This is a genomic window from Ruegeria sp. CDSB113 (genome assembly GCF_059611045.1).
Genome location: NZ_JBXWOU010000011.1, coordinates 54,345 through 77,509 on the forward strand (window position 1 = coordinate 54,345; position 23,165 = coordinate 77,509).

At 57.6% G+C, this 23,165-nt stretch carries 22 protein-coding genes and 1 riboswitch; of the genes, 16 read left to right on the forward strand and 6 right to left on the reverse strand.

Going from position 1 to position 23,165, the window contains the following annotated elements:
• Positions 1-4 precede the first annotated feature (4 nt).
• Positions 5-1,234, reverse strand: coding sequence for a beta-ketoacyl-ACP synthase I (gene fabB, locus AC2FIS_RS17425; RefSeq protein ID WP_109312551.1), 1,230 nt, complete (start codon positions 1,232-1,234; stop codon positions 5-7).
• A gap of 31 nt (positions 1,235-1,265) precedes the next feature.
• A complete protein-coding gene (fabA, locus tag AC2FIS_RS17430; protein ID WP_282152633.1) occupies positions 1,266-1,775 on the reverse strand; it encodes a bifunctional 3-hydroxydecanoyl-ACP dehydratase/trans-2-decenoyl-ACP isomerase in 510 nt (169 codons plus the stop codon).
• Positions 1,776-1,963: 188 nt separating this feature from the next.
• Here fabA and irrA point away from each other — a divergent pair, with 188 nt between their 5' ends.
• Positions 1,964-2,380, forward strand: coding sequence for an iron response transcriptional regulator IrrA (gene irrA / locus AC2FIS_RS17435; protein WP_109312620.1), 417 nt, complete (start codon positions 1,964-1,966; stop codon positions 2,378-2,380).
• Position 2,381: 1 nt separating this feature from the next.
• Here irrA and AC2FIS_RS17440 read toward each other — a convergent pair whose 3' ends face one another.
• Entirely contained in the window at positions 2,382-3,272 is an 891-nt protein-coding gene (locus AC2FIS_RS17440; RefSeq protein WP_496774630.1) for a LysR family transcriptional regulator, read from the reverse strand.
• Between the two features lie 86 nt (positions 3,273-3,358).
• Between AC2FIS_RS17440 and AC2FIS_RS17445 the strand changes: the two genes are divergently transcribed.
• Positions 3,359-4,156 carry a phytanoyl-CoA dioxygenase family protein gene (locus AC2FIS_RS17445; protein ID WP_496774632.1) on the forward strand — a complete coding sequence of 266 codons (798 nt, stop codon included), beginning with the start codon at positions 3,359-3,361 and terminating at the stop codon, positions 4,154-4,156.
• A 29-nt stretch (positions 4,157-4,185) separates the two neighbouring features.
• On the opposite strand, the gene AC2FIS_RS17450 is transcribed toward AC2FIS_RS17445, so the two are convergent.
• On the reverse strand, positions 4,186-5,049 hold the full coding sequence (locus AC2FIS_RS17450; protein ID WP_496774633.1) for a hypothetical protein: 864 nt from the start codon (positions 5,047-5,049) through the stop codon (positions 4,186-4,188).
• A 120-nt stretch (positions 5,050-5,169) separates the two neighbouring features.
• On the opposite strand from AC2FIS_RS17450, the gene miaB reads away from it, so the two are divergent.
• The 10 genes from miaB to cmk all read left to right on the forward strand — a co-directional run bounded on the left by miaB (position 5,170) and on the right by cmk (position 15,710).
• Positions 5,170-6,489 carry a tRNA (N6-isopentenyl adenosine(37)-C2)-methylthiotransferase MiaB gene (miaB, locus tag AC2FIS_RS17455; protein WP_496774635.1) on the forward strand — a complete coding sequence of 440 codons (1,320 nt, stop codon included), beginning with the start codon at positions 5,170-5,172 and terminating at the stop codon, positions 6,487-6,489.
• A 193-nt stretch (positions 6,490-6,682) separates the two neighbouring features.
• The gene (locus AC2FIS_RS17460) at positions 6,683-7,438 is read left to right on the forward strand and encodes an outer membrane protein (RefSeq protein WP_496774636.1); all 756 of its coding nucleotides are present in this window, start codon (positions 6,683-6,685) and stop codon (positions 7,436-7,438) included.
• A gap of 154 nt (positions 7,439-7,592) precedes the next feature.
• Positions 7,593-8,615 carry a PhoH family protein gene (locus AC2FIS_RS17465; protein ID WP_108860953.1) on the forward strand — a complete coding sequence of 341 codons (1,023 nt, stop codon included), beginning with the start codon at positions 7,593-7,595 and terminating at the stop codon, positions 8,613-8,615.
• Positions 8,616-8,654: 39 nt separating this feature from the next.
• The gene (ybeY, locus tag AC2FIS_RS17470; protein WP_496774639.1) at positions 8,655-9,149 is read left to right on the forward strand and encodes an rRNA maturation RNase YbeY; all 495 of its coding nucleotides are present in this window, start codon (positions 8,655-8,657) and stop codon (positions 9,147-9,149) included.
• A 36-nt stretch (positions 9,150-9,185) separates the two neighbouring features.
• Positions 9,186-10,073 (forward strand): hemolysin family protein, encoded by an 888-nt coding sequence (locus AC2FIS_RS17475; protein WP_496767113.1) that lies wholly within the window; start codon positions 9,186-9,188, stop codon positions 10,071-10,073.
• Positions 10,070-11,563: an apolipoprotein N-acyltransferase gene (gene lnt / locus AC2FIS_RS17480; protein WP_496774641.1), complete on the forward strand. Its 1,494-nt coding sequence runs from the start codon at positions 10,070-10,072 to the stop codon at positions 11,561-11,563. Before AC2FIS_RS17475 ends, lnt begins: the two co-directional genes overlap by 4 nt.
• A 45-nt stretch (positions 11,564-11,608) precedes the next feature.
• Positions 11,609-11,656: riboswitch (SAM-SAH riboswitch) on the forward strand.
• Positions 11,657-11,661: 5 nt separating this feature from the next.
• On the forward strand, positions 11,662-12,843 hold the full coding sequence (gene metK / locus AC2FIS_RS17485) for a methionine adenosyltransferase (RefSeq protein WP_496774642.1): 1,182 nt from the start codon (positions 11,662-11,664) through the stop codon (positions 12,841-12,843).
• Positions 12,844-12,946: 103 nt separating this feature from the next.
• Entirely contained in the window at positions 12,947-13,657 is a 711-nt protein-coding gene (gene trmB / locus AC2FIS_RS17490; protein WP_496774643.1) for a tRNA (guanine(46)-N(7))-methyltransferase TrmB, read from the forward strand.
• A 68-nt stretch (positions 13,658-13,725) separates the two neighbouring features.
• Positions 13,726-15,078 (forward strand): 3-phosphoshikimate 1-carboxyvinyltransferase, encoded by a 1,353-nt coding sequence (aroA, locus tag AC2FIS_RS17495; protein WP_496774644.1) that lies wholly within the window; start codon positions 13,726-13,728, stop codon positions 15,076-15,078.
• Positions 15,079-15,083: 5 nt separating this feature from the next.
• Entirely contained in the window at positions 15,084-15,710 is a 627-nt protein-coding gene (cmk, locus tag AC2FIS_RS17500) for a (d)CMP kinase (RefSeq protein WP_496774645.1), read from the forward strand.
• A 24-nt stretch (positions 15,711-15,734) separates the two neighbouring features.
• On the opposite strand, the gene AC2FIS_RS17505 is transcribed toward cmk, so the two are convergent.
• Positions 15,735-16,214: a YHS domain-containing (seleno)protein gene (locus AC2FIS_RS17505; RefSeq protein ID WP_058273166.1), complete on the reverse strand. Its 480-nt coding sequence runs from the start codon at positions 16,212-16,214 to the stop codon at positions 15,735-15,737.
• Between the two features lie 218 nt (positions 16,215-16,432).
• Between AC2FIS_RS17505 and AC2FIS_RS17510 the strand changes: the two genes are divergently transcribed.
• Positions 16,433-16,957: a hypothetical protein gene (locus tag AC2FIS_RS17510; protein ID WP_496774647.1), complete on the forward strand. Its 525-nt coding sequence runs from the start codon at positions 16,433-16,435 to the stop codon at positions 16,955-16,957.
• 308 nt (positions 16,958-17,265) lie between these two features.
• Positions 17,266-18,954, forward strand: coding sequence for a tryptophan halogenase family protein (locus tag AC2FIS_RS17515; protein ID WP_496774648.1), 1,689 nt, complete (start codon positions 17,266-17,268; stop codon positions 18,952-18,954).
• Positions 18,955-19,049: 95 nt separating this feature from the next.
• On the opposite strand, the gene AC2FIS_RS17520 is transcribed toward AC2FIS_RS17515, so the two are convergent.
• On the reverse strand, positions 19,050-20,525 hold the full coding sequence (locus tag AC2FIS_RS17520) for a sulfatase family protein (protein WP_496774650.1): 1,476 nt from the start codon (positions 20,523-20,525) through the stop codon (positions 19,050-19,052).
• Positions 20,526-20,740: 215 nt separating this feature from the next.
• Between AC2FIS_RS17520 and AC2FIS_RS17525 the strand changes: the two genes are divergently transcribed.
• Complete coding sequence (locus tag AC2FIS_RS17525) at positions 20,741-21,016, forward strand: DUF6525 family protein (protein WP_496774652.1); 276 nt, start codon at positions 20,741-20,743, stop codon at positions 21,014-21,016.
• Between the two features lie 248 nt (positions 21,017-21,264).
• Positions 21,265-22,941: a 30S ribosomal protein S1 gene (rpsA, locus tag AC2FIS_RS17530; protein WP_113791620.1), complete on the forward strand. Its 1,677-nt coding sequence runs from the start codon at positions 21,265-21,267 to the stop codon at positions 22,939-22,941.
• Positions 22,942-23,165 lie beyond the last annotated feature (224 nt).

Here is a 23,165-nt window from a genome sequence, read left to right on the forward strand (position 1 = left end):
ACATTCACCCGTTATACTTCGACAGGATCATGGACCCGTTGGTGCCGCCAAAGCCGAAGCTGTTGGTCATCACACTGTCCAATCCTGCGTTTTCAACTACTTGAGTTGCAATTTCACCGGGCAAGATGCCTTCGGCAAGCGTGTCGACATTGATCGACGGCGTAATAAAATCATTGTCCAGCATCAGCAGGCAGAAGATCGTCTCAAGCGCGCCTGCCGCACCCTGTGCGTGTCCGGTCATCGACTTGGTCGATGAGATCGGGGGCACATTGCCTTCACCAAAGATGCGGCGCACGGCTTCAACTTCGCCAACGTCTCCGACCGGGGTCGAGGTGCCATGGGCGTTGATATAGCCGACTTTTCGCCCTTCGGGCATGGTCGACAGAGCCAGACGCATCGCGCGCTCGCCACCCTCACCGGACGGGGCCACCATGTCGTGGCCATCCGATGTGGCCGCATATCCGGTCACTTCGGCATAAATCTTTGCGCCGCGGGCCAGCGCGTGTTCCAGATCTTCTAGAACGACGATCCCGCCACCGCCCGAGATGACGAATCCATCACGGTCCTGGTCAAACGCACGCGAGGCTTTGTCCGGCGTGTCATTGTATTTGGATGACATCGCACCCATTGCGTCGAACAGGCAGGACAGTGTCCAGTCCAGCTCTTCTCCGCCGCCAGCGAACATGACGTCCTGCTTGCCCAGCATGATCTGTTCGGCCGCGTTACCAATGCAATGCAGCGAGGTCGAGCAGGCCGAGGTGATCGAGTAGTTGATGCCCTTGATCTTGAATGCTGTCGCAAGGTTGGCCGAGATCGTCGAACACATGCATTTTGGCACGGCGAACGGGCCGATACGCTTAGTCGCACCAGTTTTCAGAACCGTCTGATGCGCGGTCAGCATTGCGCTGGTCGACGGACCGCCGGAACCGGCCACCAAACCGGTGCGCGGGTTCACGACCTGGTCTTCTGTCAGGCCCGCGTCGGCGATTGCCTGGTTCATGGCGATATGCGCGTATGCTGCACCAGGACCCATGAAGCGAAGGGTACGCTTGTCTACATGCTCAGCCGGATCAATCTTGAGCGTTCCGGCGATTTGGCTGCGAAAGCCGTGTTCGACCATCTGCTCGTTGGCCTCGATGCCGGACTTTCCGGCCTTGAGAGAGGCCATTACTTCCTGGGCATTGTTCCCGATGGAGGACACGACCCCCAAACCGGTGACAACTACTCGACGCATGTGCGTGCTCCTTATTTCGGGCCGGTCAGGCTCAGGCTTCGGACAGAACGACTTTCATGTCTTTGACATCGTAAATCATTTCACCGTCCGCTTCGACGATACCATCCGCCACACCCATGGTCAGACGGCGGGTCTGGATCGCTTTTTTGAAGTCGATCTTGTAGGTCAGCATCTTGCGGTCAGGGCGGACCATGCCGGTCAGCTTGACCTCGCCGACACCGACGGCCATGCCGCGTCCCTGCCAGCCACGCCAGCCCAGGTTGAAACCGGTCAGCTGCCACAGACCATCCAGTCCCAGACAACCGGGCATGATCGGGTTGCCGGGGAAGTGGCAATCAAAGAACCACAGGTCAGGGGTGATGTCGAATTCGGCCAATATGTGGCCTTTGCCATGCGCGCCACCATCGGCCGAGACGTCGGTGATCCGATCCATCATCAGCATCGGAGGTGCAGGCAATTGCGCATTGCCGGGGCCGAATAATTCGCCACGGGCGCATTTCAGCAGATCGTCCTTGTCAAAGCTGCTCGGGAATTGGGCCATTCTGCCGCCTCTCCTGCCAGGGGTCCGTTCGTTATATCTGGCCTCGTCTAGCACCCGTATGCAAGGTCCTGCAAGAGCAGCACGTCACATCCTGTTGTGCAGGCGGCATTCTTTGCGAATGAATTTCATTTGAAATTACCCGAACACAGCACCTATATATGGTTCAGCAACAATTGGGTTTCGGATTGATGACACCTCAGAGCCAGAACAGAGCCACAGATTGGTTGGTTGACGCGGGGCTGCGCCCAACGCGCCAGCGTGTCGCTTTGGCCGAGCTTTTAGTCGGCGATGGTCGCCATCGGCACGTCACTGCCGAAAGCCTGTTTGAGGCGGCCAAAAAGAATGGGGACGCCGTATCTCTGGCGACGGTCTACAACACGCTGCGCGCGTTTTGTGAGGCCGGAGTTCTGCAGGAGATCACGGTTGATGGTTCGAAAAGCTATTTCGATACCAATACCCACGATCATCCACATTTTTTCTGGGAAGACGAAAGCCGCCTGAGCGATGCGCCGTCGGACCAGTTGGTGATTCAACGCCTGCCGGAAGCGCCCGAGGGCGTTGAGATCGCGTCAGTCGACGTGGTAATCCGTCTGCGGAAAAAGTAACTCAGGCTAAAAACTCCATCAGAATCTGTTCCGCTTGCGCGATGTGTGGCTCTGTAGGGCCGGTGCCGTGGCGCGCCAGAACCACAGGTTCCGCAGCGATGTCATCCAGGATTCGGCGACTGATAAGTGGCATTCCGTCATAGCTGAGGTCCGAGGGCGGGGTGGCATAGCTGATCGCAACCCCCTCGTGATGAGCGGCAAGACTGCGCTGGATTTCCAGCGTTGCCGCCCGGTGTGCCACTGAAGGTCGCAATCCGATCTGCCGAAACAGTCCAAGCACGTGCTGTGATGAGAGGCCTTCGTTTGACAGGATCAGCGGATAGGCGGCCAGCTCGCTCAGCGAAACAGACGGCGCGCGTACCAATGGGTGGTCCGGGGCCATTATGGCGTTTGGCCTGCTGGGGAAAAGGGTCTGCTGTTGAAATCCGGCATCCATGCTCAGGCCGTACGTCAGCGCCAAATCTATGCGCCCGTCGATCAGGTCGGTAATCAGCCCTTCGAACCCGTCTACCTTGTACGAAACGGTCAAATCCGGCAGTGCCATGCGCAGTGGGCGCAGCACCTTGGCCAGCAAAAACGGGGCCAAATCCACGAAACACCCCAATCGCAACTGTGCCCTGGTTGCACTGACTTGATCCGCTTTCTCAAGCCGGGCCGCATTGGTCAGCAAGTTTTCCGCGTCTTCGATAAATCTGCGCCCTTGCGGGGTCAGTGCCAGCGCGGCCCCGCGTTTTCGCGAAAATAACGGATGGCCAAGACGCGATTCGACGCGCGTCAGAGCGGTGGATAGCGCCGGTTGTGAGACATTCAGCTGTTGCGCCGCGGCAGACAAGCTGCCGAAGCGGCCGATAGCACAGACATATTCGTATTGGCGAAGTGAAATATATAACATGAAATTAAACCTATCTTAGAAAGATATTATTTGAACAGAGGGGTCATCCATGTGCAGATCGTCGTACCACCGGCACGGAGACAGACATGACGCACCCCTTGGTTACTCACGAAATGATCGACACCTATCAACGGGACGGCGTGGTCCTGATCAAAGGGCTATTTGCCGATCACGTTGAGGCCCTGCGCGAAGGGGTGGCAGCGAATATGGCGGATCCCGGACCTTATGCATCCGAGAACAAGAAAGAAGGCCAGACGGGTCGGTTTTTCGACGATTATTGCAATTGGTCGCGCATTGAACAATTTCAGACGGTCATTCACGAATCCCCTGCGGCAGAAGTCGCGGCAGATTTGATGCAGTCGGATACAGTGCAGATGTTCCACGACCACGTTTTGGTCAAAGAGCCCGGAACCTCGATGGCGACGCCGTGGCATCAGGATGGGCCCTATTACTTTGTTGAAGGGCAGCAAACGATCAGCTTTTGGTCGCCGCTTGATCCGGTCACGCAAGCCACACTGCGCTGTGTGGCAGGCTCGCATCGTTGGGAGAAAGAGGTCCTGCCGACCCGCTGGGTTTCGGAAGACGGGTTCTTTCCCGACGAAGGCCAATACATCCCGGCCCCGGACCCGGATGCCGAAGGGATGCGGGTTGTCGAGTTCGAGATGGAGCCGGGCGACGCGGTTGCCTTCAACTACCGAACGCTTCACGGCGCGCGGGGAAACAACTCTGAAAGCCGCCGCCGCGCGTTTTCACTGCGTTTGGTTGGTGACGATGCGCGATTTGTCGAGCGGCCAGGCCGGACATCGCCGCCGTTTCCGGGGCATGACATGGTTCCGGGCCAGCGCTTGCGCGAGGATTGGTTTCCGATGTTGCTGCGGCGGTGATCAGACACCGGATAGGTCATTGAGGCGGGTCAGAACCACTGGCCCGTTTCGATCAACCCCATCTCAAGCAACTGATTTGACGACCATTCGAACGGAATCGAATTGCGCCAGCGGAATGTCGGAATGTCAAAAGTAGATCCTGCGTTGGTTTTCAGGGCTTTGGCCGCGCGGAAAGAGCACACTGCAGCCGTTAGGTTGTGATGCCACGGGCAGGAATACGTGTTGTATTCTTCGTCGTTAAACGTGTGATCCGGTCGCAATGACAATCCCGGTTTGGATTTGAACAGGGCAATCCGATCAATTCGGCGGCTTTGTGCGGGAACGTGTTCTTCGAACCGCCATCGCAAGCCACCAGACATATCCAGCTGGCGCTCCTTCGGGTGCTTTAATGAATCAAGCCGCGCCTGGGCGAAATACCCGGTGCGATCCATCATCGCGTGTTCAGGTGCGACGCCGTTCGGGAATTCGTTCAGATCCTCTGCATAAAGATCGACGACATGACTCAGCATCGAGTCGCGGCGTTCTTCGGTGTGAAACGCCAGCATTTCACCGATTGTGCGCGTCTCGCAAAAGGGAAAGAAGAGGTACTCGGCGTTGAAGCAGTAATACATCCACAAACTCGGTGCCGCCTGAATGATCTTGTTGATCGTCTCAAACACGACGGTGCGCGGGACGCAGCTGAGAGAGACGCGGTGAACTCGGCCCTCAAGTTCGGGGTCCAGCGCAAATTCCTGCGGCATGAAAACGATCAGGGACTTGAAGCCCAGATTCAGATGGTGACGGATGGTGCTATCAGTTTCGACGTCATCTTCGACAAAAACCAACGCGAGGGGTCCCTTTGCCAAAGCGGACTTGCCCGTTTGCAGGAAAGAGTCGAGAGATTCGTATTGCATTGCCTGTCCGCTGCCGCCTTGCTGGAGTTTCGGGTCAGAATCGGGTAATCGCGTCGCCATTGCAAGCGGCGTTCGTAGGGTATAGACGACGCCGATCCCGCGAATGCAAAGGCCGTTTTCATGTCAGAACCCAAAAAGCTGTACATCAAGACCTATGGTTGCCAGATGAACGTATACGACAGCGAGCGTATGGCGGAAACGCTGGGCGGTCAGGGTTACGTGGAAACCAAGAGCCCCGATGAAGCGGATATGATCCTGCTGAACACCTGCCATATTCGGGAAAAAGCTGCGGAAAAAATCTATTCCGAGCTTGGCCGGTTCAAAGGTTTGAAGACCGAAAAGCCCGACCTCAAGATCGGTGTTGCTGGATGTGTTGCACAGGCAGAAGGCGAAGAGATTATGCGCCGCCAGCCGATTGTTGACCTTGTTGTCGGTCCGCAAAGCTATCACCGCCTGCCCGAGATGGAGGCGAAGACGCGCACCGGTGCCAAGGCGCTGGACACGGAATTCCCCGAAGAAGACAAATTCGAAAAACTTAAAAACCGCCCCAAGGCAAAACGCGGACCGACCGCATTTCTGACGGTGCAGGAAGGCTGCGACAAGTTCTGTGCCTTCTGCGTGGTGCCGTATACCCGCGGTGCCGAAGTCAGCCGTCCCGCCGATCGTATCCTGCGCGAGGCGAACGATCTGGTCGAACGCGGAGTGCGCGAAATCACTCTGCTGGGGCAGAACGTAAACGCCTATCACGGCGCTGGTCCTAATGGTGACATGACGCTGGCCGGTCTGATCTGGGAGCTGAACAAGGTCGACGGGCTAGAGCGGATCCGGTTCACCACCTCACATCCCAACGACATGGGCGATGACCTGATCGAAGCGCACGGGACGTGCGACAAGCTGATGCCTTATCTGCATCTGCCGGTTCAGTCGGGTTCGGATCGCATCCTCAAGCGAATGAACCGCAGTCACACCGCCGAGAGCTATCTGCGCCTGATCGAGCGCATTCGCGCCGCGCGCCCGGATATCGTGATGTCCGGCGACTTCATCGTCGGCTTCCCTGAAGAGACCGAAGAGGATTTTCAGGCCACCATGGATTTGGTGGAAGAGGTCAAATACGGATATGCGTATTCGTTCAAATATTCGACCCGCCCCGGAACACCGGCGGCTGAGCGGTCTCAGGTTGATCCCAAGGCTGCAGACGATCGTCTGCAGCGGCTTCAGGGGTTGATTACCCGTCACCAGCGCGAGATTCAGGACGCAATGGTTGGCCGGGACGTGAAAGTGCTGTTTGAAAAACCGGGTCGTTTGCCAGGTCAGATGGTCGGAAAGTCCGAGTATCTTCATTCGGTTCACGTGTCTGACGCTGATGTTGCGGTGGGCGAATTGCGCGATGTCCGGATCATGTCATCGGGCGCAAATTCATTGGCGGGTGCGTTGCGCTAACGCGTCCGTTATTTGGATTTTGGAAACCATACGGATTTGTTAATTCCAAATTTACCCTTGATTTATTACTCGGAATTATGTTCCGAGAAAAATCAGGTTGCTTAGGGGTCGAGTGTTTTGTGCCTTTGGGAGACCTCATCTCTTGCCGACGGGATGGGCAGGTCGGTGAATGGAAAGGGTACGAGTGAAGACTTTGAAACGTTTTTCTGGGCGGCTGTTGAAATCCGCCCTTACCACCGCGATCGCTGTTTCGGTGCTTCCCGGTGTGACCGCTGCAGGCAATCTGGATCAAGGTCTCTCTGACCCTCCTGTCGTCAACCCAAAACGGTTCGGCAGTGACGTCAGCGCCTTTTATCTGGGTGCTACGGGCGCGTACGCTTTTGGGGGCGACGATCGATTTGGACTGACTGGACCCGGCGGAACCTCGGAAGTAGGCGACCTGGACCTGAGCGGTTCGTTGGGTGGCGTGCGGGCCGGGTGGCGCGGCGTTTTGCCTGCGCGCGGCGGGCGCGACTACGTTTACGGGTTTGAGCTTGGGTACGAGTTCGGCTCGCTTAGCGATGACGCCTCCAACCAGATCAACGGCCAGACGGTCACGGGCGGGTCCGAAATATCGGGCGTGTTCTCGATTCGGCTGCGCAATGGCCTGACCAACAAAAGCGGTACGGTGTTGTATTTTGTGTCGGCTGGATATGTGAATGGCGACATCAACACAACAAGCAGACAGGCCGTCCAGGGGGGCTCTCAATTCTTCGAAAGTGGCGGCCGACGCAGCGGCTTTACCGCCAGCATCGGGGCCGAACATAACCTGACCGAACACTGGTCGATCACGGGTGAGTTCGAATACGTTCAGTTCAGCGCTGAAAACGTGGATTTCGGCAATGGAACCTCAACCAGATCGACACCGAAATATCGCGGTCTGAAGCTGGGTTTGAACTATCGGTTCTGACACGCCGACTAAAACAGCGGCGCCAACAGGTACCGCGCACGGGCCGGCCGCATTGGCGGTTTTGCCATTTGGGCGGAAAAAATGAAACTGTGGCTTGCGCCCACCAAGACTTCCTGTCTACGCTCAAGGTGAAACGCCAAGACAGGAGAGCGGATTGGCCATCGGTGCCCTAAACCCACCGCAAGATGAAATGCCTCAGCGCGAAGCGTTTGTTGAGTTTCCAGACAACCGATTATTAATTGACCTGTGCGGGGAATATGACCGCAATCTGACAGATATTGAGCAAAAGCTCTCAGTTCAGATCGTGCGCCGCGGGAATCAGCTGGCCGTTATGGGTGACGAAGACGCCCAGAAGCAGGCCATCGAGGTTTTGCAGGCGCTGTACACACGCCTGGAAGGCGGACGTGACGTCGAAGCGGCCGATGTGGACCGCGAGTTGCGGATGGGTGGCTCGGAGACGGGAACCGGCAGCCGCGACGGTGATCAGCTTGAGATGTTCAGAGGCGGCACGGTCGAAATCAAGACGCGCAAGAAACTGGTCGAGCCGCGCACGGATGCACAAAAGGCATACGTCCAGTCCTTGTTCAACAATGAGCTGGCCTTCGGGATTGGCCCTGCCGGTACGGGTAAGACCTATCTTGCCGTGGCCGCTGGCGTGTCGATGTTTATCGGCGGCCATGTAGATCGGATCATTCTTAGCCGCCCTGCAGTCGAAGCTGGCGAAAAGCTGGGCTATCTGCCCGGCGACATGAAAGACAAAGTCGATCCTTACATGCAGCCGCTTTATGACGCATTGAATGACTTTCTTCCCGGAAAGCAGCTGGCCAAGCTGATCGAAGAAAAGCGAATCGAAATCGCGCCGCTGGCCTTCATGCGGGGACGTACGCTGGCGAATGCGTTTGTTGTGCTGGACGAAGCTCAGAACGCCACGACCATGCAGATGAAAATGTTCCTGACGCGTCTGGGTGAAGGTAGCCGAATGGTGATCACTGGTGACCGCTCGCAGGTTGACCTGCCGCGCGGTGTTCAGTCAGGGTTGGCCGATGCCGAGCGTTTGTTGAATACGATACCAAACATCAGCTTCAACTACTTCACGTCCAAGGATGTTGTGCGCCACCCGCTTGTGGCCGCCATTATCGAAGCGTATGAGGCCGACTCGGGCCGCGAGAAAGCATAGTCGTCCCGGTTGCGGCCACAGGGCTTTGGACACGGTGAGATGAACCTGGAAGTGACGATCGAAGATGCGCGCTGGCAACAGCTTGAACCGTTGGCCGCGCGCGCGATAAAGGCAGTTTTGGACTTTTGCGATCTGGACGCCGAGCTGTGCGAAATCAGTCTGTTGGCCTGCGATGATGCGCGAATTGCTGACCTGAACGCGGAATTTAGGGAAAAGCCCACGCCGACCAATGTGCTGAGTTGGCCAGCCGAAGATCTGGCCGCTGATGAAGCGGGGCAGAGGCCTGCCCGACTCACGCCAGACTTTACAGGCGAAATCGCGCTGGGCGACATTGCGATATCTTTCGATACTTGCGCCCGTGAAGCAGCCGACGCCAGCAAAACTATGGACGATCACGTCACGCATCTGATCATTCACGGAGTGTTGCACTTGCTGGGCTATGACCACATCCGTGACCCCGACGCCACTTTGATGGAAGGGGTCGAGGTCGAGATACTTGGCAAAATGGGTATAGATGACCCATATAGTATGTAATAGTGGCCGCATTGGCCGATCATTTGGAACAGGATTATGGGCGATACAGACGGCAGTTCTATGGCGGCGCAGAGCGCGCAACCGAAGGACAGCGGTGAAAATGCCAGCGAAAAAGCTGGCTTCTTTTCTCGAATAGTGGACGCGTTCTCGCCGCAGAGCGACGAAGAGGTCAGCGCAACCAATGGACATGAGGTCGACATGGTTCAGCCTCGCGGCATGATCAACCTGCGGCGAATGCGGGTCGAAGATGTGGCTATTCCCACGGCGGAAATCGTGTCCGTGCCCTCGACAATCAGCAAGGATGAACTGGCTCAGGTTTTCCGCGACAGCGGCCTGTCCCGTATCCCCGTCTATGAGGGAACGCTTGATACGCCTTTGGGGTTTGTACACCTGAAGGATTTTGCGCTTACGCACGGATTTAACGGCACGGGGTCAGAGTTTGATCTGGTCTCGATGCTGCGCACTTTGCTGTTTGTGCCGCCGTCGATGCCTATTGGCGTGTTGTTGACGAAGATGCAGACCGAACGCCGCCATATGGCGCTGGTGATTGACGAATACGGCGGTGTTGATGGTCTGGTGTCGATCGAGGATCTGATCGAACAGGTGGTCGGTGAGATTGCGGATGAGCACGATGCCGACGAAGGCCAGCTTTGGATACAGGAAAAGCCCGGCTACTATGTCGTGCAAGCCCGCGTCCCCTTGGAGGAATTCGAGGCCGAGATCGGGCGTTCTCTGACAAGTCACGAAGACGTGGACGAGGAAGAGATCGACACCTTGGGCGGATTGGTCTTCATGCTGTCTGGTCGCGTCCCAGCGCGGGGCGAGGTCGTATTGCATCCCGAAGGTCCCGAGTTCGAGGTGATTGACGCCGACCCGCGCCGGATCAAACGTCTGCGTGTCATGTTGCCGGATCGCGTTGAATGAACCCTGCACAGGGCTGGCCGTTTTGGTTGCGGTTAATATCCGCAGCTCTGCTGGGCGCGGTCGCGGCGTTTGGGCTTGCTCCGTTCGGCATTTGGCCGGCAACAGTGATCGCACTGATCTTGCTGTCGCCTCTGTTTCTTACGACTGAGACGCGGGTGAAGGCGGCGTGGCTGGGCTGGGCCTTTGCGACCGGGTATTTTGCGCATGCGCTCAGTTGGATTGTCGAGCCGTTCCTTGTTGATGTCCAACGTCACGGATGGATGGCACCATTTGCCCTGACATTCATGGCAGGCGGCCTCGCGTTGTTTTGGGCGCTTGCTTTTTGGCTGGTGCGACGCCCTGACGGCAATCGCGTATCAGAGGCCGTGTTTCTGGCGATTTCAATCTCACTGCTGGAATTTGCCCGAGGGTATGTCCTGACGGGGTTTCCCTGGGCGGGGCTGGCGCAGGTTTGGGTGGACACACAGGGCGCACAGCTTTTGTCTCTGTTCGGGCCAAATGGGCTGGGCGCGGTGACTTTGCTGGCGACTTTGCCGCTTGGGGCCGCGCTGTCGCAGCGCGATGGCTATGTGGTTCCGTTAGTCCTAACTGTTGGAATCGCGTGTTTCGCATTGATTTATGCCGCGTCGCGCCCGTCTGTTACGGACACTGACAATGTTGTTCGCCTCATTCAACCAAATGCGCCCCAGCATCAAAAATGGGATCCGGATTACGCCCCGCTGTTTTTTGCCCGTCAATTAGAGTTCACGGCGGCGGCCCCGCGACCAGACTTAATTGTCTGGCCGGAAACCTCGGTTCCTGCATGGCTGGGCAGTGCACAGCCTTATCTGACCGCAATCGCCGATGCCGCGCAGGGGACGCCCGTATTTCTGGGAATTCAGAGAGGGGACGGCCCGCGCATCTACAATTCGATGATCTATCTGGATGAAGATGGCCGGCAGCAGGGGCTTTATGACAAGCATCACCTGGCACCCTTTGGGGAATATGTCCCATTTGGTGACATCTTGGCCCAGTTCGGAATTTACGGACTGGCTGCCACTACTGGCAATGGCTTTAGTGCCGGACCGGGTGCTTCGCTGATGGACGCTGGCAAGCTGGGGAAAGCCCTGCCACTTATCTGCTATGAGGCAGTCTTTACTCAGGACGTCTTGTCTGCACCGGGTCGTGCCGATTTTCTTTTGCAGATCACCAACGACGCGTGGTTCGGAACGCGCTCGGGGCCGTATCAGCATCTGGCACAAGCTCAGATGCGCGCCATCGAGCAAGGGTTGCCGATGATGCGATCGGCCAATACGGGAGTGTCGGCGATGATTGACCCGCTGGGCCGGGTGACCGAGGCATTGCCTCTGGGGCAGGCCGGTTTTGTCGATGCGACATTGCCCAAGGCGCTGGCCCCGACTGTGTACGCCCGGCTGGGTGATGCACCGGTATTTGTCGCGCTGTTGGCGTTATTTGCGCTGCTTTGGCGCAACGCCAGAGAGCAGCAATAGTATTTTCGGATTGACGCTGTGTTTCATCGTGCGTATCCGGTTGCATGCTCATCACAACGGCTTCCTGGCGTGATGGAAAATCTCAATGGAGCACTTTCATGTCCCGACAGAACTACACATTTACTTCGGAATCCGTTTCCGAAGGGCACCCGGATAAGGTTTGTGACCGGATTTCTGATGCCGTGCTTGACGCATTTCTGAATGAAGAACCCGAAGCGCGCGTGGCGTGCGAAACCTTTGCTACGACCGACCGGGTCGTCATCGGTGGCGAAGTAGGTCTGTCTGATCAGGAAAAGCTGCACGACTACATGGGCCGCATCGACGAGATTGCGCGCGCCTGTATCAAAGACATCGGATACGAGCAGGACAAGTTCCACCACGAAACCGTCGAGGTGACAAACCTGCTGCACGAACAGTCCGCGCATATCGCTCAAGGCGTGGATGCAGCTGCAGACAAGGACGAAGGTGCCGGTGACCAGGGCATCATGTTCGGTTATGCGACCACGGAAACGCCTGCGCTGATGCCGGCGCCAATCCAGTATTCGCACGCGATCCTGCGCCGTCTTGCCGAAGTGCGCAAGAATGGCAGCGAGCCCGCGTTGGGCCCTGATGCCAAGTCGCAATTGTCGGTCATTTACCGTGACGGCAAACCTGTGGGCGTCAGCTCGATCGTGTTGTCGACACAACACTTGGACGAAGCGCTGAGCTCGGCCGACATCCGCGCGATTGTCGAGCCTTACATTCGTGAATCACTGCCCGAAGGGTGGTTGAGCAACGAAACTGAGTGGCACGTGAACCCCACTGGCAAATTCGTGATCGGTGGCCCCGATGGAGACGCAGGTCTGACCGGGCGCAAGATCATCGTAGACACCTATGGTGGCGCAGCGCCGCACGGCGGGGGCGCGTTCTCGGGTAAGGACCCGACCAAGGTGGACCGCTCAGCCGCGTATGCCGCGCGTTACCTTGCCAAGAATGTTGTGGCAGCCGGAATGGCAGAACGCTGCACGATCCAGTTAAGCTATGCGATTGGTGTGTCCAAGCCACTGTCGATCTATGCCGACACTCACGGCACTGGTGAAATCCCGGACGCCAAAATCGAAAAGGCTGTTGGTCAGGTCATGGATCTGACCCCGCGCGGAATCCGGCAGCATCTGCAGATGAACAAGCCTATCTATCAGCGCACGGCGGCTTACGGCCACTTTGGCCGCGAGCCCGAGGCGGATGGCGGTTTTAGCTGGGAACGGACCGATCTGGCGGATGCGCTGAAAGCCGCCGTCTGATCTGAAATATCAAAGCGCGCCGACATCGGCGCGCTTTTTTTGTTGGCCGGTGATTACTACGCCCCTCTTGAACCAACCTCGGTGTCGCAGTATGGCCACCGCCATGAGCACCCAGACCCCACAACGCCCGCGCAGAAACTTCTATGGCCGCTTCAAAGGGAAAACCCTGAAGCCCAGCCAAAAGACGTATCTGAACGAAGACCTTGATGCACTGTCACCGGGCGCGGTGGATTGGGAAACCAATCCTGAACGCCATCCGCTGGACCTGAACGCTCTGTTCAGTGGCAAAGACGTCTGGCTTGAGGTCGGCTTTGGTGGGGGTGAGCATCTGGTGCACCAGGCTGCCAGCAACCCCGATATCGGCATTATCGGGGCCGAACCGTATATCAACGGCGTCGCAATGCTGTTGGGTAAGATTCGTCAGGCCGGGGTCGAAAATCTGGCGGTTCATCCGGGCGATGTGCGCGATCTGTTCGATGTTCTGCCTGAGGCCAGCATCTCACGCGCCTTCCTTCTGTATCCCGACCCATGGCCCAAGACACGGCACCACCGTCGCCGTTTCGTGACGCAGGAACATCTGGAGCCTTTGGCCCGCGCCCTGAAGCCGGGGTCTATATTCCGCGTTGCTACGGACATCCCCGACTATGTGCGCCAGACATTGGAAGAGGTGCCGCGCGCCGGGTTCGAATGGCAGGCCGAGCGCCCTGCCGACTGGCGCGAGCCGTGGGATGACTGGATTTCCACCCGCTATGAACAGAAAGCCCTGCGTGAAGGCCGTACGCCACACTACCTGACCTTCCGCCGCAAAGACTGATTGCGGCTGGACCAACCGGCCCCAATTCGCTAATCCGCCTTGAACTGATAGCGAAAACAGGAGCCCCCATGTCCGGACACGGCACGCCCATCCCGATGACCTCGCATCCCTGCGGCCCGCTGACCGGAACGGCAGAGGTGCCCGGTGACAAATCTATTTCGCACCGGTCGCTGATCCTGGGTGCGATGGCCGTGGGCGAGACCAAGATCTCGGGCCTGTTGGAAGGCGAAGACGTTCTGGACACCGCCAAGGCCATGCGCGCCTTCGGGGCCGAGGTCACTGACCACGGCGGTGGTGAATGGACTGTGCATGGTGTGGGTGTCGGTGGCTTTGCCGAACCCGATCAGGTGATTGATTGCGGCAACTCGGGCACCGGTGTTCGTTTGATTATGGGCGCGATGGCGACCTGTCCGATTTCGGCGACTTTTACGGGCGACGCGAGTCTGAACAAACGCCCCATGGCGCGGGTGACAGATCCGCTGGCTTTGTTTGGAACGCAATCGGTGGGCCGTTCAGGGGGGCGCTTGCCGATGACCATCGTTGGTGCGGCTGACTCCACGCCGGTGCGCTACGAGGTACCCGTGCCTTCCGCCCAGGTAAAATCTGCGGTGCTGCTAGCTGGCCTTAATGCTCCCGGCAAAACTGTGGTGATCGAGAAAGAAGCCACACGCGACCATTCCGAGCGGATGCTGGCGGGCTTTGGCGCGGAAATCACCGTTGAGGACACTGATGAGGGCCGGGTTATCACTCTGACCGGTCGCCCCGAGTTGAAACCGCAGGTCATTGCCGTTCCGCGCGATCCGTCCAGCGCGGCCTTTCCGGTCTGCGCGGCGCTGCTCACGCCGGGGTCGGACGTTCTGGTGCCGGGCATCGGCCTGAACCCTACCCGGGCAGGGTTGTTCACCACGCTGCGCGAGATGGGTGCATATCTGACATACGAGAATGAGCGCGAAGAGGGCGGTGAACCCGTAGCCGATCTGCGCGCGAAATATTCGCCGAATATGAAGGGGATCGATGTTCCACCGGAACGCGCAGCCTCGATGATCGATGAATACCCTGTGCTGTCCGTCGTTGCGGCAAATGCCACCGGCGTCACGATGATGGGCGGTGTAAAAGAGCTGCGCGTGAAAGAAAGTGACCGGATCGACGCAATGGCCCGGGGCCTGCGCGCCAACGGTGTAACCGTCGAAGAAGGTGATGAATGGTGGTCGGTTGAGGGGCTGGGCATCGGCAACGTCCCCGGCGGCGGCACGTGTGAGAGCTTTCTTGACCACCGGATCGCCATGTCTTTCATGATTTTGGGGATGGGCGCCAAAAAGGGTGTGACCGTCGACGATGCAGGCCCGATCGCCACCTCGTTCCCGATTTTTGAACCTTTGATGGCCACGTTGGGTGCTAAATTGCAGCGTAATAATCGGTAGGTTTGATGTCAGTTTCGCAGTTCACAATCGCCATTGACGGGCCTGCGGCGGCGGGCAAGGGCACGATCTCAAAAGCGGTCGCGGCCCAATTTGGGTTCGCGCATCTGGACACCGGGCTTTTGTACCGCGCGGTCGGCAGGCGGACTTTGCAGGGACTGGAGCCGATCGCGGCAGCACAAGCCCTGACCCCAGAAGAGTTGGAGCAGGGCGATTTACGTACGGCCGAGATCGCGCAGGCGGCCTCAAAAGTAGCCGTGATCCCCGAGGTTCGGGCCGCGTTGGTTGACTTCCAGCGCGCTTTCGCACGCCGCAGTGGGGGAGCTGTGCTGGACGGTCGCGACATCGGTACGGTAATTTGTCCCGAGGCCGAGGTGAAACTGTTCGTCACCGCCAGCCCCGAAGTTCGGGCTGAGCGTCGGTTCCTTGAGCTCAGCTCGAAGGGCAGTGATATCACGCGTGAACAGGTGCTGTTGGACGTAAAAGAACGCGACGCACGCGATGCAGAACGCAGCGCCGCGCCCATGAAGCCGGCCGAAGATGCCGTCTTGCTGGACACGTCAGACCTGAGCATAGAAGCAGCCTTGGCCAGCGCCATCGAGGTCATTGAAGCAAAAAGGCCCGCAAAATCGTAACTTCGCGGGCCTTTGGCTGTCAGATTACAGTTCTCCGACCGCGATGCTTTTGATCTTGGACCACTGATTGTCAGCGGTTTCGGATGTGGCAGAGACATCTTCAAGGAACGCCGCGCGAGTATCTGCGTTCAGGAACAGATACAGCTTCCCGTCAGCCACCAGGTATTGATCCGGATCGCCGTCGAATTTTTTGCCGACAGAAACGCCGAACGAACAGAACCCGCCATGCTGCGGCAGGTAGGCCGCCGGGTTAGCCTCGAACGCTTCGCGGTTGGCGGCGCTGGTGAAGTAATAAGATGCGCCGTCATAAGTGGCCGAGTGGGTGGCAAATCCATCGACCGGGTTGCCGTCGTTAACGAGAGTCACCAGATCGACCCCATGCGCGGCAAGCGGCGCACCGGCGGCAGAAATACCGTTTGATACGTTGATCTCATCCGCAGCAAAGGCCGGGGCTGCGATCAGGGGCAATGTGGCGATCAGGGTGGTAAGAACGAGAGACTTCATTTGTATTTCCTTTCCGGTTCAGTATCCGGCCAGCAGGTCTGCCAGCCGCTGAACCAAAGCTAGGAACTAGGTTCTGAACGAGCTATCGCAGATAGCCCCGAGTATCTTGCAGATCGTTCAAAGCTGTGGGTGCCTTCGAAATACTGTTCACCAAGCTTTGTTTGGTCAGGTCTGCGCCCCGACCCTATTGTCGGCCTATAGCCTGAAGGAGCGATGCCATGATCCGACTAGCCCTATTGATGATTTTCCTTACCGGTGGTGCATTGGCTCAAGAGACGGCTGAGCCGGAACCCCCAATGACGTATGAGCGATTGGGAAAGATCATCTTTGCGCTCGATCCTGACGCGAAACCGTTTGGACCGGGGTTTGAACTGAAAGTTGGGGACGCAACGGTGCTGGTCGTTACGGATATCAATGCAGACCGGATGCGGGCCATGGTCGCGATCGGCAGCGCCGAAGACTTGTCGCCTGCGGACCTTGAACGCATGATGCAGGCGAATTTTGACAGCACGCTGGACGCGCGTTACGCGCTTGCGAACGGTATCTTGTGGGCTGCGTACATCCATCCACTATCGCGGCTGGACAAGAACCAGCTGATCTCGGGGCTGGCCCAGACAGTGAACATCGCCAAGACCTATGGCACCTTGTACACCGGTGGCGCGGCCGAATTCGGAGGGGGCGACAGTCAGGATCTGCAGCGCGATCTGATCGAAGAACTTCTGAAAAAAGGCGAGGAAATCTGACACGCGCCCGGGAATTGCGTTTGCTCTGATTTCAAGTTGCCTCGCAGAAGCTGCGGTGCATCGGCGGCCCGGTTTGCCTTGAACGCTTTGCGGCTATGTGTGTTGCCCTGGGCCAGGGGGCGGGTGACCGTGCGTCGCTTTGCCCGAAGAAGGATCGTGCATTCAGTTCAGAGCCTCCAAGACCCTAGCTGGATGCAGGAAACCTGCTATGCTTTGCCCATGCCAGAAGGGAAGGCTGCCATACAATCCTCAAAAACAAAAAGGGGAAGCAGCCAATAAATCCCTCAAGCCAACAGGGACAGAACAATATGAATAATCGTTTGCGTAAGATCACCATCGTAGGTGGTGGCACGGCGGGTTGGATGACCGCGCTGATCTTGGACATGGTGTTGTCACGCACTTCAGCACCCAAGGATCGCCCGCGCATATGCCTGATCGAAAGCCCCAATATCGCCACCGTTGGCGTCGGTGAGGCCACGGTGCCGCGCATGCCGGTCACGCTGCGCCAAGCGGGCATTTCCGAGCGGGATTTCTTCCGCGAGACCAATGCGTCGTTCAAGCTGGGTGTGAAGTTCTGCAATTGGAACAAGGACGCAAAAGGCAATCGCATCGATTACGTGAACCCTTTTGCCCACGGTCAGTTGTTGGAAGGATTGGAAGCCGCCGAGTATTTCTTACGCTTTGGCAACGGCGATAGGGATTTTACACAATCCATCTCGCCGCATGACGATCTGGCCCGCCTGTGCAAGGGCGGACGACCGCTGGGTCAGCCCGAGTTCGAGCAACGGTTTGGCTATGCATATCATCTGGACGCTGTGAAGTTTGCAGGCATGCTGACCAAGGTCTGCACCAAGCGCGGCGTTGAGCATATCCAGGATGAGGTGCAGGCGGTTGAGCTGGATGAACAGGGCAATGTCAGCCATCTGATGTTAGACCGTAAGGGCCGCCACGACATCGAGATGGTCATAGATTGCACCGGGTTCCGCGGCTTGATCATCAACAAGGCTCTGGGTGAGCCGTTTATGGATTACTCGGAATACCTGCCCAACGACCGCGCCATGGCGTTACAGATCGAACATCCCGACCCAGAGAAAATCGAAAGCGTCACCCGATCTACCGCGCTGGGTGCCGGTTGGACATGGCGGGTGCCGCTCTACAATCGTGTGGGCACGGGCTACGTTTATTCATCGGCGCATCGCACGGATGATCAGGCGGCAGAAGAATACCTCGAATGGTTGGGCGACAGTGGCAAGGGTTTGACACCGCGCGTGATCCCGATGCGCATCGGGCGAGCGCGCAATGCGTGGGTCAAGAACTGTCTGGCAATCGGTTTGTCCGGCGGGTTCATTGAACCGTTGGAAAGTACCGCGATCCATATGGTTGATCATGCAGTGCGCTGGTTCGCAGAACACTTGCCCACGCGCGACATCGAGCCATCGCTGCGGGCAAGGTACAATCGGCAAATGAACAATCTCTATGACGAGGTTCTGGATTTCATCTGTCTGCACTACCGATTGGGAAACCGCACGGACGACCAATATTGGATCGACGCACGCACAGAGATGAAGATACCGGATCGTTTGGCCGAAAACCTGGAATTGTGGCAACATCGCCTGCCCATGGAACACGATATCGAATTCGCGACGCTGTTTAACTTCCGCGTTTATCAGGCGGTTCTTTTGGGCAAGCAGGTCTATGATACCGGCTATGGAACCGGCATTCGTGATCGTCTGCGACCGTTGAAGAAACCGATCTGGTTCCAGTGGTGGAAGGGCGCGAAAGTGGATCTTGCGCAGATCCTCAAGGCGATGCCGGATCACAAAACACTGCTGCGCGATATCCGAGGAGAGCTGGAGCAACCCCCAGCCTTCGGTAAGGCGGCAGCGATGCAACCGACCGTCGCGATGCCGGGTGAACAACTTGCACCCGTGGCGATCCAGAACATGCCGAACCTTGCCGAAATCCAAAGTGGTCGGAAAGATCTGCAACTGTTCTAGACGGTCCTAACGCTCCGCGCAGCTTTGCGGTGATGGCAGCATTGAACTGCGCTGTGCGGACCAAGGATCCACCGGAGAAATGCAAATTGCCTGCGCTAAAGCGCGGGGCCTTCACGTAGCTTTTCCTGCTCGGACGGGGTGGGTGTGTGATTGAAGACAAAGGCCGTGCGGCAGGCTGCTTCTCCGCCCAGGTCTTCGATTTTCTTGCGCTGATCGGCAAAGGCGCGGGCGTTGACCTCTTCGGGGTCGCAGATTTCGCGCAGACGGCGTTCACCTTCGACCAGCGCGGTCTGAACCTGCGGATCATTTACCCGATCCTGCGCGCGGTTGGTCTGTTCTTGCGGATCGGTTGACAGGTCGAACAATTGCGGGGGCTGACCAACATAGTAGACGTATTTCCACTTGCCCCATCGCACCATGAAACTGCCGGTTCTTGACCCGCCATCGTGGTATTCGCTGAACCCGGTTCGGTCGGGGTCGTCCGGCGCATTGGACAATCCGATCAAAGACAAACCTGGTTGACCCGCGTTGCCTTCGTCGTCATCGACGCCGCAGACGCCCCGGGCGGTTGCAGCAATATCGGTCAGATTGGTGCATGTGGTGACACGTCGCCCCGACGGGATACCCGGTCCGGTCGCGATCATCGGAATTCCTGCACTGGCCTCATACATCACCTGTTTGGTCCAAAACCCCTGATCCCCCATCATGTCACCGTGGTCGGATACATAGATCACGACCGTATTTTCGGCCTGACCACTGTCGGACAAGGCTTTCAGGATCCGCCCCACGCAATCGTCCATCAATGAGGTCAGGCCATAGTAAGCCGCTTTCGCCTCGCGCATTTTCTGTTCGTCGAAATATTCGTCATAGTTGAAGAACGCGGCGATGTTGCGCAGCTCTTCATGATCCGGCAGCCCTTTGCCATACCCGACCGGCAAATCCATCTGAGCTGGATCGTAAAGGTCGTACCATTCCTTGGGACAAGTCAGGGGGTAGTGCGGACTGACCAGCGACATGAATGCAGCCCAGGGTTTGTCCTGGCGTGTGGGATCGGCCAGCCAGGCTTCGGCTGCTGCGGTAATGTCCAGATCGTAATCGGTATAGGTGCTGGGCCCGACGCCGACATCGCCCGCCAGCTCGGATGCCGAATCATAGTCTGGTGGGTTTTCGCGCAAAAGCCCAACGGCCCAGCCGACACCTCCGACCACGTGCATCGGCAAGATTTCCTGCGAGAAGCCATTGTTGTCTTCGTTGGACCTGAAATGCAGTTTTCCAATAGAGACGACTTCGCGCCCTGCGTCACGCACCTGCCGCATCCAGCTGCGCGGGTGCCCGTCATAGGGGGTTGCGCTGTCCCAGTTTCCTGTCGTGTGAACCCAGTCTCCGGTCGCAAGCGCCGCCCGTGTGGGTACGCACATGGGTGAGGGTGTGTAAGCGGACTGAAACATCGTGCCGCGCGCGGCCAGTGCATCCAGATTGGGCGTTTTGACAATCGGATGGCCAGCGCATCCCATCGCGTCCTTGCGGTGTTCGTCTGAAATGATGACGAGAAAGTTCAGGTCTTGACGCATGAGATCCTCCGACTTTTTCAAAGCTTCGCAATTGGTGCAGACTTTGCTGTTCGAAACACGACATTCTTCGCAGGAAGCGGGCAATGCGCCTAACGAGAGCGGTTGTAAACGGATTAAGAAAATGTAATAACATAGCAAAATGATCGAGCGAGCATGGCGATATCCACTGACATTTGACAGTCTAGATTCGTGCGCGCCGATGAACGGGGCGCACAATGACTGACCGCAGAAAGAACCGAAACCTGCGTAGCCGGATCAAACGTCGCCGGCGGACGGGATCGCCAATGCAGGCCTATGACGCTTTGCCTGCCGAATTGCGATGGTGGCTTGCCTCGGCTTGTCTGCCGTGGAGCCCGGCCTCGGCTCTGCGCATTTGGCATAAGGTAGGCGGCGCGCATGATCCCGATGATGCCTATTTGCGTTTGAATGCGATTGAGCAATCCATGTTGCAACGGGACGGGCACGTTTGGGACATGTCGCGCCGGGTGTGACGGCGTCCGATGCCCTGTATATCAAGGCTTTCCTCTTGCACATGTCGGGAATTCCGCATATACGCGCGCTGTCAACACAAGGGCGGTCAACGTCCGGATGACGTTACTGAGCAGGGCCGGGTCACCTCGGCCCTTTGTGTTTGTTTGCTCAGGGGCGCACCGGATCACGTCCGATGACACCATGAAACAAGACCGGCGGAGACAACCGCTCGGCCAGTAAAAACGTATGTAAAGGAAAACACTGCCAGATGGCTGATACAACCATGGAGGAATTCGAAGCCCTCCTGAACGAAAGCTTCGAAATGGACACGCCCGAAGAGGGTTCTGTTGTCAAAGGCAAGGTACTGGCGATCGAAGCCGGCCAAGCCATCATCGACGTTGGCTACAAAATGGAAGGCCGCGTTGATCTGAAAGAATTCGCGAATCCCGGCGAAGCTCCTGAAATCGCTGTTGGTGACGAGGTAGAAGTCTACCTGCGCGCCGCAGAGAACGCCCGTGGCGAAGCCGTCATCTCGCGCGAGATGGCCCGCCGTGAAGAGGCATGGGATCGTCTGGAAAAAGCATATGCCGACGACCAGCGCGTCGAAGGTGCAATCTTTGGTCGCGTCAAAGGTGGCTTCACCGTCGATCTGGGTGGCGCAGTTGCGTTCCTGCCCGGCTCGCAGGTTGACGTCCGTCCCGTGCGCGACGCTGGCCCGCTGATGGGTCTGAAGCAGCCGTTCCAGATTCTGAAAATGGACCGCCGTCGTGGCAACATCGTTGTTTCGCGTCGCGCTATCCTGGAAGAATCGCGTGCCGAACAGCGTGCCGAAGTCATTGGCAACCTGACCGAAGGTCAAACCGTCGAAGGCGTGGTCAAGAACATCACCGAATACGGTGCGTTTGTTGACCTGGGCGGCGTTGACGGCCTGCTGCACGTCACCGACATGGCATGGCGCCGTGTGAACCACCCGTCCGAGATCCTGACGATCGGTGAAACCATCAACGTTCAGGTTATCAAGATCAACAAAGAGACCCACCGCATCAGCCTGGGCATGAAGCAGCTGCAGGAAGATCCGTGGGATCTGGTTGCTGCCAAATATCCGCTGAGCTCGGTTCATCAGGGTCGCGTCACCAACATCACCGACTACGGCGCGTTCGTCGAGCTGGAAGCTGGTGTCGAAGGTCTGGTGCACGTGTCCGAGATGTCCTGGACCAAGAAAAACGTCCACCCCGGCAAAATCGTTTCGACCAGCCAGGAAGTTGACGTCATGGTTCTGGAAATCGACGGCGCCAAGCGTCGTGTGTCTCTGGGCCTGAAGCAGACCATGCGCAACCCGTGGGAAGTGTTTGCAGAAACACACCCCGAGGGCACCGAAGTCGAAGGCGAAGTCAAGAACATCACCGAATTCGGTCTGTTCATTGGCCTCGAAGGCGACATCGACGGCATGGTTCACCTGTCCGACCTTTCGTGGGACGAACGTGGCGAAGAGGCCATCCAGAACTACCACAAGAACGACGTCGTACAGGCTGTCGTTTCGGAAGTGGATGTCGAGAAAGAGCGTATCTCGCTGTCGATCAAAGCCCTTGGCGGTGACAAGTTCGCCGAAGCCGTGGGCGGCGTGAAGCGTGGTTCGATCATCACTGTCGAAGTCACCGCGATCGAAGATGGCGGCATCGAGGTCGAGTACGAAGGCATGAAGTCCTTCATCCGTCGTTCCGACCTGTCGCGCGACCGCGCAGAGCAGCGCCCCGAGCGTTTCTCGGTCAACGACAAGATCGACGTCCGCGTCACCAATGTCGACAGCAAGACTCGTCGTCTGGGTCTGTCGATCAAGGCACGTGAGATCGCCGAAGAGAAAGAGGCCGTGGAACAGTACGGTTCTTCCGACTCGGGCGCATCGCTGGGCGACATCCTGGGTGCAGCGCTGAAATCCGGCGACTAAGCTCAGGCTGGAATTCCAGACGAAATTGCGGCCCCGTGCAGACGCGCGGGGCCGTTTTTGTTGCGAATCAATATGTTCCGAATTTTGGGCTTATTTTGGCAGTCGTTCACGCTTTAGGAGCGGAAATTGCGCGAACAAGCAAAAAATCGCACGACTTTTCTGTAAAATGAATGCTTTGCACACAGAGTTTACATTCCCCCGATCACGGTTTTTTCCTATACTGT

Bases quoted from the DNA above. Each gene is read 5' to 3' on its own strand.
- AC2FIS_RS17515 (WP_496774648.1), top strand. From the start codon at position 17,266: ATGAATAATCGTTTGCGTAAGATCACCATCGTAGGTGGTGGCACGGCG.
- AC2FIS_RS17440 (WP_496774630.1), bottom strand. From the start codon at position 3,272: ATGTTATATATTTCACTTCGCCAATACGAATATGTCTGTGCTATCGGC.
- fabB (WP_109312551.1), bottom strand. From the start codon at position 1,234: ATGCGTCGAGTAGTTGTCACCGGTTTGGGGGTCGTGTCCTCCATCGGG.
- rpsA (WP_113791620.1), top strand. From the start codon at position 21,265: ATGGCTGATACAACCATGGAGGAATTCGAAGCCCTCCTGAACGAAAGC.
- fabA (WP_282152633.1), bottom strand. From the start codon at position 1,775: ATGGCCCAATTCCCGAGCAGCTTTGACAAGGACGATCTGCTGAAATGC.
- irrA (WP_109312620.1), top strand. From the start codon at position 1,964: ATGACACCTCAGAGCCAGAACAGAGCCACAGATTGGTTGGTTGACGCG.
- metK (WP_496774642.1), top strand. From the start codon at position 11,662: ATGTCCCGACAGAACTACACATTTACTTCGGAATCCGTTTCCGAAGGG.
- AC2FIS_RS17475 (WP_496767113.1), top strand. From the start codon at position 9,186: ATGGGCGATACAGACGGCAGTTCTATGGCGGCGCAGAGCGCGCAACCG.
- ybeY (WP_496774639.1), top strand. From the start codon at position 8,655: ATGAACCTGGAAGTGACGATCGAAGATGCGCGCTGGCAACAGCTTGAA.
- AC2FIS_RS17445 (WP_496774632.1), top strand. From the start codon at position 3,359: ATGACGCACCCCTTGGTTACTCACGAAATGATCGACACCTATCAACGG.
- lnt (WP_496774641.1), top strand. From the start codon at position 10,070: ATGAACCCTGCACAGGGCTGGCCGTTTTGGTTGCGGTTAATATCCGCA.
- miaB (WP_496774635.1), top strand. From the start codon at position 5,170: ATGTCAGAACCCAAAAAGCTGTACATCAAGACCTATGGTTGCCAGATG.
- AC2FIS_RS17525 (WP_496774652.1), top strand. From the start codon at position 20,741: ATGACTGACCGCAGAAAGAACCGAAACCTGCGTAGCCGGATCAAACGT.
- aroA (WP_496774644.1), top strand. From the start codon at position 13,726: ATGTCCGGACACGGCACGCCCATCCCGATGACCTCGCATCCCTGCGGC.
- AC2FIS_RS17450 (WP_496774633.1), bottom strand. From the start codon at position 5,049: ATGCAATACGAATCTCTCGACTCTTTCCTGCAAACGGGCAAGTCCGCT.
- AC2FIS_RS17505 (WP_058273166.1), bottom strand. From the start codon at position 16,214: ATGAAGTCTCTCGTTCTTACCACCCTGATCGCCACATTGCCCCTGATC.
- AC2FIS_RS17520 (WP_496774650.1), bottom strand. From the start codon at position 20,525: ATGCGTCAAGACCTGAACTTTCTCGTCATCATTTCAGACGAACACCGC.
- AC2FIS_RS17510 (WP_496774647.1), top strand. From the start codon at position 16,433: ATGATCCGACTAGCCCTATTGATGATTTTCCTTACCGGTGGTGCATTG.
- trmB (WP_496774643.1), top strand. From the start codon at position 12,947: ATGAGCACCCAGACCCCACAACGCCCGCGCAGAAACTTCTATGGCCGC.
- cmk (WP_496774645.1), top strand. From the start codon at position 15,084: ATGTCAGTTTCGCAGTTCACAATCGCCATTGACGGGCCTGCGGCGGCG.